At 70.4% G+C, this 16617-nt stretch carries 8 protein-coding genes and 1 CRISPR repeat array; all 8 genes read left to right on the forward strand.

Translation table 11 applies throughout. From position 1 onward, the window contains the following. Positions 1-278 precede the first annotated feature (278 nt). Entirely contained in the window at positions 279-1514 is a 1236-nt protein-coding gene (gene cas7u / locus AB0C02_RS20970; protein ID WP_357550315.1) for a type I-U CRISPR-associated RAMP protein Csb1/Cas7u, read from the forward strand. Beyond that, entirely contained in the window at positions 1511-3028 is a 1518-nt protein-coding gene (gene csb2, locus AB0C02_RS20975; protein ID WP_357550317.1) for a type I-U CRISPR-associated protein Csb2, read from the forward strand. Before cas7u ends, csb2 begins: the two co-directional genes overlap by 4 nt. After that, positions 3025-5763 (forward strand): type I-U CRISPR-associated helicase/endonuclease Cas3, encoded by a 2739-nt coding sequence (gene cas3u / locus AB0C02_RS20980; protein ID WP_357550320.1) that lies wholly within the window; start codon positions 3025-3027, stop codon positions 5761-5763. The genes csb2 and cas3u overlap by 4 nt, the downstream gene beginning before the upstream one ends. Next, on the forward strand, positions 5760-6806 hold the full coding sequence (locus tag AB0C02_RS20985) for a hypothetical protein (protein WP_357550323.1): 1047 nt from the start codon (positions 5760-5762) through the stop codon (positions 6804-6806). The genes cas3u and AB0C02_RS20985 overlap by 4 nt, the downstream gene beginning before the upstream one ends. After that, on the forward strand, positions 6806-8398 hold the full coding sequence (cas1, locus tag AB0C02_RS20990; RefSeq protein WP_357550328.1) for a CRISPR-associated endonuclease Cas1: 1593 nt from the start codon (positions 6806-6808) through the stop codon (positions 8396-8398). Before AB0C02_RS20985 ends, cas1 begins: the two co-directional genes overlap by 1 nt. Next, positions 8395-8697 carry a CRISPR-associated endonuclease Cas2 gene (gene cas2 / locus AB0C02_RS20995; protein ID WP_357550333.1) on the forward strand — a complete coding sequence of 101 codons (303 nt, stop codon included), beginning with the start codon at positions 8395-8397 and terminating at the stop codon, positions 8695-8697. Before cas1 ends, cas2 begins: the two co-directional genes overlap by 4 nt. A gap of 184 nt (positions 8698-8881) precedes the next feature. Further along, positions 8882-14527: direct repeats of the CRISPR family, unit length 36 nt; unit sequence GCCGCAGCTCCCACCGGAGCTGCCCTTCATTGAGGG. A 301-nt stretch (positions 14528-14828) separates the two neighbouring features. Beyond that, positions 14829-15809: a hypothetical protein gene (locus tag AB0C02_RS21000; RefSeq protein WP_357550335.1), complete on the forward strand. Its 981-nt coding sequence runs from the start codon at positions 14829-14831 to the stop codon at positions 15807-15809. 93 nt (positions 15810-15902) lie between these two features. Continuing rightward, on the forward strand, positions 15903-16601 hold the full coding sequence (locus tag AB0C02_RS21005) for an HAD family hydrolase (protein WP_357550337.1): 699 nt from the start codon (positions 15903-15905) through the stop codon (positions 16599-16601). Positions 16602-16617: the final 16 nt, after the last annotated feature.

Genomic DNA, 16617 nt, shown 5'->3' on the forward strand with positions numbered 1-16617 from the left:
GGTGCAGCTTCTTACCGTGCGAGAGACGGCGCGAGCCACCCTCAATGAAGGACGCCCCACCCACTTGCCAGTTTGAGCCACCAAATCAAGATCAGGCAATCCGTGCATGGCTAAAAGACAGTGGTCGTCGGTGTTGGCGGACTGGAAGTCCGTCAGCAAAGCCGCATAGCGAAGAAAGGTGGCGTAATGCGGCCGAAAGCTGTCGAAGTTGACGAGTGACGCTGGATGAGGTCTCTCTTATCCGGATCCGCAAGCGGTAGTGCTGGAAGGAAGTCTGAATGCGTTCGTTGGATCTTGCTACCTTGCTCGCCGCCGGGTCGCCCGGCGGGTCCAGTTGCCTCACGTCGGCCACAACGCTGGAGCCGGCCGGTGGGCGGCACACATCGGTTGCTCCGGCCAAGTTCGCCGAGCGGGGCCGGAAGGGGGGCGTGTACGCGTACGAGCAGCGTTACCTCGGTAACGAAAGCCGCTACGCGGTGGTGATCGACTCGAAGCAGTCGCAGCTCAACCGGGCCGAGCAGGCGCTGGCCCAGGCCGTCGAGGACGGACATCCGCTGCTGTCCCGGGCGCCGCATGTGCGGGTCACCTACGAGCGTGATGGTGCGGTCGAGCACTACTACGATCTCACGCTGCCGCACCGCGTGTTCGACGGGCACATCCGCGCCGGCACGATCGATGGGCAACCGACCACGCAGACGGCGGCGTACCGGGCGGTCCGAGACGCCAGCCCGGCCAACGCGCGGGCCCTGCTGGAGACGAGCCCGGTGACCCTTGTCTTCGGCGGCTGGGATTCGAGCCGGCGCAGCCGGCAGGGCCGCTGGCGGAGCGCACTGGTCGGGGAGATCGTCGGCTTCGTCTCGGCTAGCCGCGACCAGACCGGTGTGCTGAGGAAGCCCGATCCTGGGCTGCGGGGCGGCGCGCGGGTCGACCCGGTCGGCATGCAGGTAAACCTCGGCAAGAAGGCGATGACCGAGATGGCCGACCGGCAGCAGGCGGAGTTGAGCCCGGCCACCTACGGCGAGATTGTCAAAGCTGCCAGTGCGATCAAGCCCGGCGACGCGAAGTCGGCGTCCGCGCTCGGCCTGGGTGGTATCCCGCCGACGCTCGACCAGTTGGCTGGCGTCGCCTGCGACACCATCATCCGTACGCATGTGCTGTCCTTCGCCACGCTGCGGCAGATGCGGTTCGGGGCCGGTGTCGAGGGCGACGCTGCCTGCCGGGCGCTGTTGGCCGCGCTGGCGCTCAACGCGCTCGCCCGCTCCGATGCCGAGCTGTACCTGCGGGCCAACTGTGACCTTGTCGAGGCGGAGCTGCCGAAGGTCCGGCTCGACCAGCGGGGCGGCGCGTTCCTGGATGTCGAGCCACTCAGCATCGACGCCGCCGACCTGCTGCTGAGCGAGGCACTCGCGCATGCCGAGAAGGTCGCCGACGTCGCGTGGTCGGGTCTGGCGATGCGGGTTACCGGCAACCCGGACATCGTCTCCGGTGCGGTCGAGACGGACGACAACTCGTGAGCTTCGCCATCGTCGCCGAGCCCCTGCTCGGTGTCTACAAGGGGCACGTGGGCAGCGGTCAACTCGACCCGCTGCCGTCGCCGGCCCGCCTGCACGCCGCCCTGCTCTGCGCGGCGGCACAGGGCGTCCGGGCGGTCGCCGATGAGGACGGGCTGCGACCCTGTGACGCGGACCGCGAAGCGTTGCGCTGGCTGGAGGCGAACCCGCCGGACGGCCTCGCCGTGCCGGAGACGCTGCGTAACGGCGGTGCGGCGACGGCGTACCGAAAGGAGGGGCTGGTCGTCAGGGAGGGCCGCAACCCGTTGTCGGAGAAGCTGGTCGGCAAGCCGGCGGTGACCGGCGTCGCGGTGGCCGGACGTTTCGCCTGGACGTGGGAGCAGGATCCCCCCGAGCCGGTGGCCGCCGCGCTGACCGAGCTCTGCCCCGAGGTGCCGTACCTGGGGACCAGCGAGTCGCCGGTGCGGCTCGCGGTGGCCGCCGCCGAGCCGACCCACCGCCTCGACCGGGAGGCCGACCTGTTCACCGGGGAGGGCCTGGACCTCGCGGTGGCCACCCCCGGCCGGGTGGACGTTCTGGAGGCGTCGCACCGCGACACGTCGGTCGCGCCGCCGTTGAAAGCCGATGCACACCGATCGAGCGAGAAGACCGCGGCGCCACCGGTGATGACGACCGGCCTCGCGCTCGGCCGGTACGCCCGGCCGGAGCCGCCGCCCCCGCCCACGCCGTGGACGTCGGTGCTGCTGTTCCGGGTTGACCGGCCGATCCCTGCGGAGCGGCGGGTGCGGTACGCGATCGCCGTGCACCGCGCGCTCGTCGCGCTGGTCGGCGACGGCGCGCCCGCGGTCCTGACCGGCGCCTATGAACCGGGCGTGCCGCGGCCCAGCAACCGGTGCGCGATCCAGTTCCTCGATCCCGACGCGCCACACGTCGGCGGTACCGCGTTGGCGTTGCTGCTGCCGGCGGAGGCGAGCGACGTCGACCTCACCCTGATCCGGATGGCGGTGCAGCGGCTGAGGCACGTCAAGGTCGCTGATGGTCCGTTCGCGGTCGATCCGCCGGTGGAGATCCCGGCCGACACGTTCTGGCCGGAGCCGGCCGCCGGCACCGAACGGTGGTGGCAGACCGAGCCGGTCGCCGTGCCCGACAGCCGGCCGCCGCGCGGCGGACGCTGGTCACTCGCCGACGCCGCCGCGCTGTCGGTCGCGCTGGTCTGGCGGCACGAGATCTCCGCGCCGGGGCGAGGCGACGCGCGTTACCGGGCACTGGCCGAGGCGGCCGCCGGGCGCGGGGTCCGGGTCGCATCGGCGGTACGGGTGATGGACGGTGACGTCGGCCGCTACGTGCACAAGGTGCACCCGGACACGGTGATCCAGCCGTACCGGGCGGTGCTGAGCCTCGGTGGCCTGACCGGCCCTCGGACGATCGCCGCCATCGGGCAGAGCCGGCACTTGGGCGGTGGCCTGCTCGTGCCGAGAGACCTGCCGTCCGACATCGTGCGGAGGCTGGCCCGGTGAGCCTCGACCGCGCCGACTTCGGCGCCTTCTTCGCTGCGGTTCGTGGTGGACACCGGCCGTTCCGATGGCAGGAACGGTTGCTCGACCACATCCTGCGCACCGGCCGGTGGCCGGACCAGCTCGTCGCCCCGACCGGGGCGGGCAAGACGAGCGTCATCGACGTACACGTGTTCGCGGTGGCGCTGATGGCCTCCGGCCACCCGGTCCGGGTGCCGCGCCGGCTGGCCCTCGTGGTGGACCGCCGGGCCCTCGTCGACGACCAGCACGAGCACGCGACGACAGTCGCCCACCAGTTGGCGGAGGCCCGGGGAGGCAGGAGCGTCCTGGCCCGGACAGCCGACGCGCTCGACTCGCTGCGCGTGGGGTTCAAGGATCGGGCCGGCCCGCTGTCGACGGCACTGCTGCGGGGAGGCGCGCCCCCGTCGCGGGAATGGCTGGACGACCCGGTCGGCTGCGCCGTGCTCTGCGCCACACCTGACATGTGGGGCTCCCGGCTGCTGCTGTCCGGCTACGGGTCACGGGCGCAGGCGTGGCCCCGCGAGGCCGGTCTGCTCGCGTACGACACCGTCGCGGTCGTCGACGAGGCGCACCTGTCCCAGCAACTGGTGACCACCGCCCGCCGGGTCACCGAGCTGGCCGTGGTCGCCGAGGAACCGCTCGACGTGCCGGTCCTCCAGGTCGTCGAGACCACCGCCACGCCCACCGCCGACGCCGGAGTGGCGGTCGGCGTCGAACAGGACGACCTGGAAGTGGACGAGGCGTTGCGGCAACGGCTGACCGCGCCGAAGCCCGTCACCCTGCTGCCACTTGCGTCCTGGCCAATCCCGCACAGCGGCTCGGCGCGCAAGGCGGGCGTCACGGCGTTGGCGAACGAGGCGGTACGGCTCCGCGAGGCGTACGGCCCAACGGTCGGATGCTTCGTCAACAGCGTCGCGGTCGCCGCCGCCGTCGCCGAAGAAATGCGAGCGCGTGGCATGGAAACGGCGCTGATCTGCGGGCGGCTGCGGCCGTACGACATCGACCGCCTGAGACCGCCGAAGTCGACGCTGCTCACCATCGCCGGCGACCCGAAAGTCGACGTCCTCGTGAGCACCCAGAGCCTGGAGGTCGGGGTCGACCTTGACCTGGCCGCCGCGGTGACGGAGCTGGCGCCCGGCGGGGCCATCGCCCAGCGGGCCGGCCGGGTCAACCGGCTCGGGCTGCGCACGACGACGGCGGTCACCGTGGTGGTGCCGGCGGCCGACCTGCCCGCCGGGGCCCAATCCGGGCCGTACCAGCGCGCAGAGCTGGCGGCGGCCTACACCTGGCTGCAGCGGCAATCCGCCGATCCGGCCGGCCTGGCACCGTGGGCACTGCGTGAGCCTCGGCCGCCGGTCCCGGCGCTGAGACGGGATCTCCTGCAGCGCCTGGAACTGGCCCAGACCTGGCACCTCGCCCGGACCAACGACAAGCTCGCCGCCCCCCAAGACGACCTCGACCTGTGGCTCTCCGACAACCTCGACGAGCCCGATCACGAGATCGGCATCGTCGTCCGGCGCGCGCTGCCGGCCGACGAGTCCGACGCCGTGCGGCTGATCGAGAAACTACCGCCTCGGGAGCACGAGGTGTTTCCGGTCTCGATCCGGCAGGCGGCAAAGGTCCGGGAGCGGCTGAAGCCGGGCTCGGTGTTGGTCCGGCCCGGCGACGACGCGCCGCGCCCACTGTCCGACGGCGACCGGCTCCGGCCCGGCGACCAGCTCGTCATCGACGACACCACCGAGCTGTTCACCGCCGGGGCCGTCGACCCGGAAGGCAGCGGGCGGGTCGGCGACGCGCTCGACGCGCTCGACGAACCGAAGCCGGGTGAGGTCGTGCTCCGGATCGAGCGCGACACCGCCGCTCACCGCCGGTTCCTTGATGCGGTGACCGCCGCTACCGACTACCCGGCCGAGCCCGAACCGCAGGAGGTCGCCCGGCTGCTCCGCGTACACCGTGAGGAGTTGGCACCGCGACCGATGGTCGTGGCGGCGGCCGGCCTGCTCGACCGGCCGGAGGACGAGCCGGCCGGGGCTGAGGTGACGCCGCACTGGCAGGATTCGGACGACGGCGAACCGGAGCTCGTCCGGCTGATCGTCGTCGACCTCCGCGAGGCGACCGTTGACGCGGAACTGCGGCAGACATGGACCCCGCGCCGCAAACCCGTCACACTCCGCCGGCACGCCGACGCCGTGGCGGAACGGGCCGAGAGCGTTGCCACCCGGCTCGGCCTCGCCGCCGAACTGGTGGAGGCACTCCGCCTCGCAGGCGCTCACCACGACGACGGGAAGGCGGATGACCGGTTCCAGCGTTCGTTGCGGGCCGGCCCTGCCCCTGAGGAGCCGCTGGCCAAGAGCGGGGTGCGGGACGCGTGGAGGATCAAGCGGCTCCGCGACGGTTCGGGCCTGCCGACCCGCTGGCGGCACGAGCAGCTCTCCGTGGTCCTTGCCTGGCCCGCGCTGTCCGCCATGGACGACGTGTGCCGGGATCTGGCTGCTCGACTGATCGGCACCAGCCACGGCCACGGCCGGCACGGCTTCCCGCACACCAGCAAGCAACTGGTCGACAACGCCGACGAAATCGCCGCCACGCTGTTCGACGAGGGTTTGTGGGACGAGTTGATCGAACGTACACACATCCGTCTGGGGGTGTGGGGCTGCGCCTACCTGGAAGCGCTGCTCCGCGCGGCCGACGGGCAGGTCTCCGCGGAGGGATCATGACCGACTTCGTACTGGCGACCGCCGAGCCGACGACGATGCTGTCGCACCTGGCGCTGTACGGGCTCGCCGCGATCGTCGAGGACAGCGGGCTGAACGGCGTCAGGCTGTCGTGGACCGCAGGCATGACACCCCGGCCGGTGCTGAGCGCGCCGGATGCCACACCGGAGACGGTCGGCGAGATCGTGCGCCGGCACGCGGCCCGGCACGACACTCCGGAGAGCTGGCCGAGCCGGCAGATCAGCGAAGGCGAGCAGCGAGCGCTGATGAGTCCCCGGATCAGCGGCATCTCCAGCAGCGAGGGCTGGCGCTCACTCCAGGACCGGCGGCACCACGTCCTCAACCGGCTCACCGACGCGCGGGCACTGCTCGACCTCCGACTGATCGCCGCGCTAGGGGAGCCGAGCTACTGGAGCAAGAACCGCAAGGGCGATCGGCTCCAGGACGACGGCGCCAGCCGGCTGGAGATGCAGCCCCGCAACCAGGGATCCGAGTTCGTCGGCAACCGCATCCGCCCGCTCGCCGCGGCGATCGCTGCCCGGACCGCCGTCGCGGTCAGCGACGGACTGCTTGGCCGCAGCGCCCGCGATGAGATCGGCAAAGACCGACCGGACAGCCGTACGCCTACCGGATTCGCCGCACCGGGGCCGACCGACAACGCAGTGGCCTGGTGTGCGCTGTGGGGCATCTCGCAGTTTCCCATCGCGCAGCGCACGAACGGATTCGCCATCACAAGCGGCCACCTCGGCCGGGGAACATCCGGCTACTTCTACGTACCCGTCTGGGACGGCCGGTGGCGAACGGCCCGTCACCGTAGCATCGTCGCGAGCGAACAGCTGTCCCAGTTCGCGTCGACCGGACTCTCTTCGGACAGCACCGGGCGCGTTTCGGACGACGACGTATCCAGCGGTGAGGCAGCCCGCCAGTGGCTGGTGAAGCGGGGGGTCACCGCGGTCGTGCGGTTCCCGGTGCACCGGTTCGGCAGCGACAGCGCACCCGAACGCCGGGCAATGCTCGGTGCGCTGCTCAAAACCGGTCGCCGCTGATGCCCGAGCTGATTCCGATCAGCCTGGTGGCGCACCAGGCATTCTGTCCGCGCCGGGCCTGGCTGGAGGCGGTGGGGGAGACGACCGACACGCACCAGATGGCGATCGGCACGCAAGCACACGCCCCGGCCGACGACCCGACCGGGTCGCGGTCCCGGCGCTACCGGGCGGTCGACGTGATCAGCCACGACCTCGGCGTTATCGGGCGCTGCGACACCGTCGAACTCGACGAGAACGCCGCGATGACAGTTGTCGAGCACAAAGCCACTCCGGTCCGCCGCCGGCCCGAAGTCACCGAACCGATGCGAATCCAGGTCGCCCTCCTGGCCGGCGCACTGGCCGACATGGGTTACCCGGTGTCCGGGCAGGCGATCTACTTCATCAACCACCGCACCCGGGTGGACGTACCTCTCTCCCCGGAGGACAAAACCCGCGCACGGGACATGGTAGCGGCCACCGCGCGCACCCTCGCCGCCGAGCAAGCTCCACCTCCGCTCGAAGACGATCGGCGCTGCTCCCGCTGTTCGCACATCACCGTCTGCCTTCCCGACGAACGCCCGCTCGCGCCGGTGACCCGCAGGATCGTCGTGGCCGATCCGGACACGCAGATCCTGCACCTGACCACACCGGGCTCGCGGGTGTACGTCGACCGTGGGCGGATCGAGGTCAGCAAGAGCGGCGAGAAGCTCGGCACGTTCCCGATCGAACGCGTGCAGGGCGTGGTGGTGCACGGCAACGTCGACCTCTCCAGCGGACTCATTCGGGAGGTGTTGTGGCGCAGCCTGTCCGTGGTCTGGTGCACCAGCTCGGGTCGGGTCACCGGATGGGCCAGGGCAGCCCAAGGACCAAACGGCGGTCCGCGACTGCTCCAACACGTTGCATCCCACAATGGGCGCATCGACCTGGCCCGACAGTTCGTGGCCGCGAAGGTCGCCAACCAGGCGACACTGCTGCGCCGGCACGGCGACGCCCCGGCTGCAGTGGCACGGTTGCGAGAGCTGCAGCGGGAGGCTCTCGACGCGCCATCATTGACCGACCTCTTCGGTATCGAGGGCGATGCCGCAGCGCGCTACTTCGAGCATTTCCTCACCATGCTTCGGTCGAGAGTCGTAGCAACCGAAGGGCTGACCTTTTCCGTGCGGACACGACGCCCCGCCCGTGACCCGATCAACGCCGCGTTGAACTTCTGCTATGGCTTGCTGACCGCGGATACCCTGCGGGCTGTCGTCGCCTGCGGACTCGACCCGCACGCCGGATTCCTGCACAGCAGCGGACGCAACAAGCCGGCGCTGGCGCTCGACCTGGTCGAGGAATTCCGGGCCCCGGTAGCCGATTCGGTCGTCATTAACGCATTCAACAACGGCGAGATCCACGCGCGAGATTTCACGACTGCGCTCGGGACCACGCGCATTGGCGAGCGCGGGCGCAAGGCCCTCATCTCCGGCTACGAGCGCCGCGTCACCGGCACTTTCCGTCACCCAATATTCGGGTACGACGTGACGTGGCGGCGCGCAATGGAGATTCAGGCACGACTCGTTCTGGGAGTGATCGACGGAACGCAGCCCCGATACCAGGGCATCAAAGTCCGATGAGCCTGGACGACGTACGGCGCTACCTCATTGCGTACGATGTCTCGGACGACGTCCGCCGAACGAAGGTGGCCAAGAAGCTTGAGTCATACGGTGACCGCGTACAGTACAGCGTGTTCATCGTGGACGCCCGTCCGGCAAAGATCCTGCGGCTTCGTACCGAGCTCATCGACCTGATCGACCAAGGCACGGATTCCGTCCTGTTCTGCAGCCTGGGCACTCTGCGCGACAACCACCGTCGATCGCTCGACGTGATCGGCCGCAGCCGCACCATCACCGGTCACGGACCAGCAATCCTCTAGACCACCGGCGAAGCCCCCGTCGTCCCGCCCGCGAGCATGCACCCGTCGCGAAGGTGTTTGCCCAGCTCACGCGCCTTAACCGCAGGACGATGTGGCCTCCGGGGCACCACTCCGACCACAAAAGGCGCACCCTTCGCAGCAGACCGACCTAACCGCAGTTCAAGACGGATAAAATCTCGACCCAGCCGCAGCTCCCACCGGAGCTGCCCTTCATTGAGGGGGAATGGCCGGTCAAGAACGGTCTGAACCCGGCTACTCGCCGCAGCTCCCACCGGAGCTGCCCTTCATTGAGGGGTCCTGCTGATCCTCGTCGGCGGCTGCGGCATCCCGAGCCGCAGCTCCCACCGGAGCTGCCCTTCATTGAGGGAAGGCGACGCTGGTGGAGACGAAGAAGGAGACCGTCGCCGCAGCTCCCACCGGAGCTGCCCTTCATTGAGGGGTCACCGAAGGCGTGGGCGGTCCGGCTCTCACCGGCCGCAGCTCCCACCGGAGCTGCCCTTCATTGAGGGGAGTCGGCGGAGCGGGCCGGGGTGGAGCGGTTCGGGCCGCAGCTCCCACCGGAGCTGCCCTTCATTGAGGGCCACCCCGGGAACCCCCGGAAGGCCGATTCCGCCCCCAGGCCGCAGCTCCCACCGGAGCTGCCCTTCATTGAGGGGCGCACATCGGCTACTGACGCCGGCACCGTTGGCGAGGGCCGCAGCTCCCACCGGAGCTGCCCTTCATTGAGGGTCGCCCCAGGCGGCGCGGCCGAGCCGGAAGTAGTGCCGCAGCTCCCACCGGAGCTGCCCTTCATTGAGGGCCGGGAGATCATGACGGGCCGGAACCGAAAGGAAGGGCCGCAGCTCCCACCGGAGCTGCCCTTCATTGAGGGTCCTTGGACGGGAGCGCCTGAACGATGAACGTGAGCCGCAGCTCCCACCGGAGCTGCCCTTCATTGAGGGGAGGACCTGGCCCCGACCTACGGCTACCGGACGCGTGAGCCGCAGCTCCCACCGGAGCTGCCCTTCATTGAGGGTCGCCCGGATCGACCGGCACCGGCCGCGCCCGCGGGCCGCAGCTCCCACCGGAGCTGCCCTTCATTGAGGGGCCGTCGCCCACTTCTCGGCCCGCTTGCTGCGCACGAGCCGCAGCTCCCACCGGAGCTGCCCTTCATTGAGGGCCTGCCGTCCAAACTGCGGGCATGCATGCGGAGCAGCCGCAGCTCCCACCGGAGCTGCCCTTCATTGAGGGACGTAGTTGCTGTCCCAGCAGATGTCGCCGGTGTTGCGCCGCAGCTCCCACCGGAGCTGCCCTTCATTGAGGGGCGGCGGGCATCAGCCCGGTCGGCAGCGTGATGCTGTGCCGCAGCTCCCACCGGAGCTGCCCTTCATTGAGGGGGCTTCGCCGACGCCTCGGGCGGCGAGGAGATCGCCGACGAGCCGCAGCTCCCACCGGAGCTGCCCTTCATTGAGGGGGCTCGCCCGCTTCGTCGCCGTCGGGCTGAAGGAGGCCGCAGCTCCCACCGGAGCTGCCATTCATTGAGGGCCGACGGCGCGGACCGGCTGCTCCGGACCGCGTCGGCCGCAGCTCCCACCGGAGCTGCCCTTCATTGAGGGAGGGCCTCATCGTGGCGGGCGGCATCGCGCTGCTCGTCGCCGCAGCTCCCACCGGAGCTGCCCTTCATTGAGGGCGCGTCGCCGTGACCCAGGTGAAGCCGGGCAAGGTCGCCGCAGCTCCCACCGGAGCTGCCCTTCATTGAGGGTTCTTGAGCGACGACGGCGGGATGACGGCAACGGGGAGCCGCAGCTCCCACCGGAGCTGCCCTTCATTGAGGGGGCACCTGCGGCCACTGCCAAGACGGCCAGCACACCGAGCCGCAGCTCCCACCGGAGCTGCCCTTCATTGAGGGCGCGACGTGGCAGCGTTCATCGGGGACTACCTCGCCCACGCCGCAGCTCCCACCGGAGCTGCCCTTCATTGAGGGCGGGACGGGTCGGCCGGGTCCTGCGTCACCGTGTAGGCCGCAGCTCCCACCGGAGCTGCCCTTCATTGAGGGGACGAGGGCCGCGGCGGTGACGAGTCCGGCGGCGAGTGGCCGCAGCTCCCACCGGAGCTGCCCTTCATTGAGGGACGCCGGTACCGCACGCGGCCCACAGACCCTCGGCCGGAAGCCGCAGCTCCCACCGGAGCTGCCCTTCATTGAGGGCCGGTCTGCTCGACCGTGTGGAACGCGATGCAGCTCAGCCGCAGCTCCCACCGGAGCTGCCCTTCATTGAGGGAGGTCGGCGGCGGCCCGTTGCGCGTCACGACGCGGCCGCAGCTCCCACCGGAGCTGCCCTTCATTGAGGGAGTGCTGCTGGCTACACACGCGAGGAGTCAGAGCCGGCCGCAGCTCCCACCGGAGCTGCCCTTCATTGAGGGGAATGGGAGCAGATCGTCCGCCGCGCCCGACTCGGGCCGCAGCTCCCACCGGAGCTGCCCTTCATTGAGGGCGTGCGCCCAGATGCCGCCGCGCTTCGGCCACAAGCTCGCCGCAGCTCCCACCGGAGCTGCCCTTCATTGAGGGCTGGCCGCCGCCTCGGCCGCCCGGCTGGCCTGGTCCCCGGCCGCAGCTCCCACCGGAGCTGCCCTTCATTGAGGGGAAACCTGCGTGATGGCCAACCTGGTGCACCGCGACTAGCCGCAGCTCCCACCGGAGCTGCCCTTCATTGAGGGGGCCCGGGAGCGCTTGGCCGTGCGCCTGGTCCTGGAGCCGCAGCTCCCACCGGAGCTGCCCTTCATTGAGGGTCCCGGTCGTCGTGGTGGGGCTGGCGAATGCCCGGGAAGCCGCAGCTCCCACCGGAGCTGCCCTTCATTGAGGGGTGCTGGCTGACGGCGCGGAGGTGGCGGCGTGACTTTGCCGCAGCTCCCACCGGAGCTGCCCTTCATTGAGGGGTGTTCTGCCCGTACTGCGGCAACCCGGTTCACGGCCGCAGCTCCCACCGGAGCTGCCCTTCATTGAGGGTGGTGTCCGGTGTCCAGGTCTCGGACCCAGACGAACGGGGCCGCAGCTCCCACCGGAGCTGCCCTTCATTGAGGGACCGAGGCGGTCGATCACTCGACCACCAGGCCAACGGCGCCGCAGCTCCCACCGGAGCTGCCCTTCATTGAGGGACCGCCGAGGACCGGGAGCGGCACGTCCAGTCCGGGCCGCAGCTCCCACCGGAGCTGCCCGTCATTGAGGGGCTGCGGGTTCATCGCCAGCCACACCCAGCCGTTCTTGCCGCAGCTCCCACCGGAGCTGCCCTTCATTGAGGGGTCATGTCAGGGGGTCGGGAGCGTTGGAACAGGGCAGGGGCCGCAGCTCCCACCGGAGCTGCCCTTCATTGAGGGGGGCTCGACGTCGACTTCCTGGATCCGTTCCCCAAGCCGCAGCTCCCACCGGAGCTGCCCTTCATTGAGGGACCAAGGTGGAGATGCTTCACCCGGACTGGGACGACAGCCGCAGCTCCCACCGGAGCTGCCCTTCATTGAGGGCCGCCGCAGGCGGACGGCAACTGGCGGCCCATCCCGGGCCGCAGCTCCCACCGGAGCTGCCCTTCATTGAGGGTCCATGGGGTCACGTACCCGGTGTCATGACCAGGCCGCAGCTCCCACCGGAGCTGCCCTTCATTGAGGGGTGCCCGCCACGGTGTTGATCTCCGACCAGTGGAGGGGTCGCAGCTCCCACCGGAGCTGCCCTTCATTGAGGGTTGTCGGACGGCAATATCGCGTCGGGCGGCAACTCACGCCGCAGCTCCCACCGGAGCTGCCCTTCATTGAGGGGACGTCGACGCCGAGCCGGGTCTCACCGACACCGTCACGGGCCGCAGCTCCCACCGGAGCTGCCCTTCATTGAGGGTCGACGACTACGCCGTCCGCTGGCCGGCTGATCTGCCGCAGCTCCCACCGGAGCTGCCCTTCATTGAGGGGGGCACGCCGAACCCACCCTCGACGGCCTGTTCACCGGCCGCAGCTCCCACCGGAGCTGCCCTTCATTGAGGGTAGGGCACGACGAGGAAGCCCATGTTCCCGCCGGCGGTCGCCGCAGCTCCCACCGGAGCTGCCCTTCATTGAGGGTCCGGCGAGCGGGGGCGTCCACTTCTCAGGCAGGTCCGGGCCGCAGCTCCCACCGGAGCTGCCCTTCATTGAGGGATGGCCCGCTGTCCCGCCCACGAAGACGGCTCCGCCGCCGCAGCTCCCACCGGAGCTGCCCTTCATTGAGGGGTGAGGAAGTGAGGGCCCGATGGGTCTGAAGCCTGAGCCGCAGCTCCCACCGGAGCTGCCCTTCATTGAGGGGGCGACCGTCCACCGGTGATCCCCCGATAGGTTGCCTCGTGCCGCAGCTCCCACCGGAGCTGCCCTTCATTGAGGGTCCGCCCAGGCGGCGCGGCCGAGCCGGAAGTAGGCGGCCGCAGCTCCCACCGGAGCTGCCCTTCATTGAGGGCTCCTGCTACACACCAAAGGCATTGAAGAACGCAAAGGCCGCAGCTCCCACCGGAGCTGCCCTTCATTGAGGGAATAGCTCTAGAGGCTGCCTCGGCTCAACCACGAAGCCGCAGCTCCCACCGGAGCTGTCCTTCATTGAGGGACCGTGTCGTAGGAGACGGCGGCTCTGCGCTTCTCCTGCCGCAGCTCCCACCGGAGCTGCCCTTCATTGAGGGCGTGCAAGTACATGCCGGCCTCGTGCGGAAGGACGGCGCCGCAGCTCCCACCGGAGCTGCCCTTCATTGAGGGGCCACCAGCTGCGCGGTCGCCGCCACCACTTCCCGCCGCAGCTCCCACCGGAGCTGCCCTTCATTGAGGGTCGTTCAGCAACGCCGTCAACCTGAACAGCCTGAGGCCGCAGCTCCCACCGGAGCTGCCCTTCATTGAGGGATCGTCGGGGTGCCGGCGGCCTCGCCAACCAAGCCGAACGCCGCAGCTCCCACCGGAGCTGCCCTTCATTGAGGGGCGGTGCTTCCAACCACGCCCGACAGCAGCACGTTCATGAGCCGCAGCTCCCACCGGAGCTGCCCTTCATTGAGGGTCGAGAACCGCACCCGCCACGGGGTGCCTGTCCCCGCCGCCGCAGCTCCCACCGGAGCTGCCCTTCATTGAGGGTCCAGGGCGATGTCGCGCCGCAGCACCTTCGCCTCAGCCGCAGCTCCCACCGGAGCTGCCCTTCATTGAGGGGCGGTGCTTCCAACCACGCCCGACAGCAGCACGTTCATGAGCCGCAGCTCCCACCGGAGCTGCCCTTCATTGAGGGAGGAATTCGGAGATGTCTTCCGCCAGCACCGTTAGCCGGCCGCAGCTCCCACCGGAGCTGCCCTTCATTGAGGGCTGCCGGGGGCTGTCGCTGAGCACGCCCAGGACCCGGCCGCAGCTCCCACCGGAGCTGCCCTTCATTGAGGGGAGGCGGCCGGGTACGACGAGGACAGCGCGCTCATCGAGCCGCAGCTCCCACCGGAGCTGCCCTTCATTGAGGGGACGACGGGCACGGCGGCTTCGTGCTCGTGACCGAGGCCGCAGCTCCCACCGGAGCTGCCCTTCATTGAGGGGGCTGGTGGCGGGTGCTCCAGGTCGGCGACACCGCGCCGAGCCGCAGCTCCCACCGGAGCTGCCCTTCATTGAGGGAGGTCGTGCTGCCGCTGCTGCAGAAGCACGTCGGCCGCAGCTCCCACCGGAGCTGCCCTTCATTGAGGGGAAGTAGGGGGCGGCCTAAAATCGGCCCTGATCAACTCAGCCGCAGCTCCCACCGGAGCTGCCCTTCATTGAGGGACGTTCGTCGCGGAGCCCGCGGCCATGGAGACCTGCCGCAGCTCCCACCTGGCGAGTGTCGGGTTTCAGCATCCCATCCGTGCGCAAGTAGATGGCTTCTTCCGACGCTTGACTACGGTCAAGGTACAGGCCTCCCGCGCCCTACGGGCCCTGCGTACCGATCCGAACCTTGAGCTTTTCGCCGCCTGGAGGTCTTGAGATGAGGCACGAGGACGAGGACATCAGGTCGCTGTTGACCGAGGCGGTTCCCCCGCTGGCACCGCCGGCGGATCGGCTGGGCGCGTTGGCGCGGCGGGTCCGCCGGCACCGGCGGCGGCAGGTCGGTGGCAGCGCGCTCGCCGTGGTTCTGGCCGTCGGGCTGGGCGTCGGAGGTGCCCAGGGGCTCACCGGCGGCAAGGCCGACCCGGCCCGCCGTCGAGGAGCCGGCTTGCCCGAGCGACCTCGGGGAGTACCCGGACCTGGAGTCGGTCCCGTACGGCGGCAGCGAGCCGCTGGTGCCCGAGGGCGCGGTGGAGATCACGGCATGCGAGGTGCCCGGCACCGGGTCGTCGCCGGCCGGGCTGAGCGGACCCCGGGTGCTCACCCTCGGGGTCAGCGACATCGTCCGGGTCATCAACTCCCTGCCGTCGTACCAGACCGGCCTGGGCGTCCGGTCGCCCCAGCCCTCCGGCGACGCCCGGGAACTGCGCTGCACCGCCGTGTACCGCGACCACGAGCTCGCCTTCGTCCTGCGTTACCCGGATCGGCAACCGGTCACCGTCTACACCGACGTCAACTGCCGGGTGGCCGTCAGCGACGGGCGCGGCCGCGGGCTCGACACCGCCCTGCTCACCACCTTCTTCGACCGGTACCGGACGCAGCTCGTCGCCCGGACGCCGCCCGAGAGCGTGCCCACCCCGACCTGCGCCGGGAGCATCCCGACCAGTCGGCTGCGCCTGACTCCGGACCGGAGCGGCCTGGACGACCGGATCTCCGTCGACAACCCCGGCCAGTCCCCGCAACTGCCGACCAGGCTGGTCGCGGTGACCGCGTGCCGGTACGAGGTGGGCGACTCGGCGGCCCGGCTGACCGGGCAGCGAAGCGAGTGGATGGACGCCGCCGAGGCGCTGCGTCCCACCGTCAACGCCGCCTTCGACCGGGCCAGGACCACCACCTGCGGCGGCTATCCCGGCTATCCGCCGCCGACGGCGTTCGACGCCCTGCTCGTGGCGGACGCCACGGGCGCGACCGCCGAGTTCTGGCTGCGCCGGGCACCCTGTCCGGCCCTGATCAGTGGCAAACGCACCGGCGTCCGGCCCAGCGACGCCCTGGTGGCCGCGATCGACGGACTGCTCGGGCCACCCGGCAGGTGACGGCCGGCCCGGGGCGCGTCGGCGAAACCGGCGTGCCCCGCCTCCGGCGCGGGCAGTACCGTGTCCCGGTCCGCCACACGGAAGGGTTACGCGATGCCACAGCGCCGGGACGCCGAGGTGCTCGTCTTCGACGCCGACGACACGCTCTGGGAGAACAATGTCCTCTTCGAGCGGGTGATCGACGACTTCCTCGACTGGCTGAACCACCCGACGCTGGACCGCGTACAGATCCGGACCGTCCTCGACGACATCGAGCGGGCCAACGCCGTCGCCCACGGCTACGGCAGCAAGATCTTCCTGCGCAGCCTGGGGGAGTGCCTGGAGAAGCTGCGGCAGCGCCCGGCGACCGAGCGGGAGCGCGCGGAGATCGAGGGCCTGGCGGCGGCGTTGATCGGTCACCAGGTCGAGCTGATGCCCGGCGTCGCGGCGACCCTGGACGACCTCGCGACCCGGCACGAGCTGCTGCTGCTCACCAAGGGGGAGCGGGAGGAGCAGCAGCGCAAGCTCGACGCTTGCGGGCTGCTGCACCACTTCCGTGCCGCGCACATCGTGCCGGAGAAGGACGCCGACACCTACCGTTGGCTGGCCGGCGAGCACGCCTTCGACCCGGCGACCGCGTGGATGATCGGCAACTCGCCGCGCTCGGACATCCTGCCCGCCCGGGCCGCCGGCATGAACGCGGTCTTCATCCCCAACGAGAACACCTGGGTCCTGGAACACGACGAACTCGACCCGAACGACGCCGGGGTGATCCGGCTGGCCGCGTTCACCGACCTGCTCCAGCACTTCTGACCGGGCGGGTAACGTC

It is taken from the genome of Micromonospora sp. NPDC048999 (genome assembly GCF_040649295.1).
In the GTDB taxonomy this organism is placed as follows: Bacteria; Actinomycetota; Actinomycetes; order Mycobacteriales; family Micromonosporaceae; genus Micromonospora.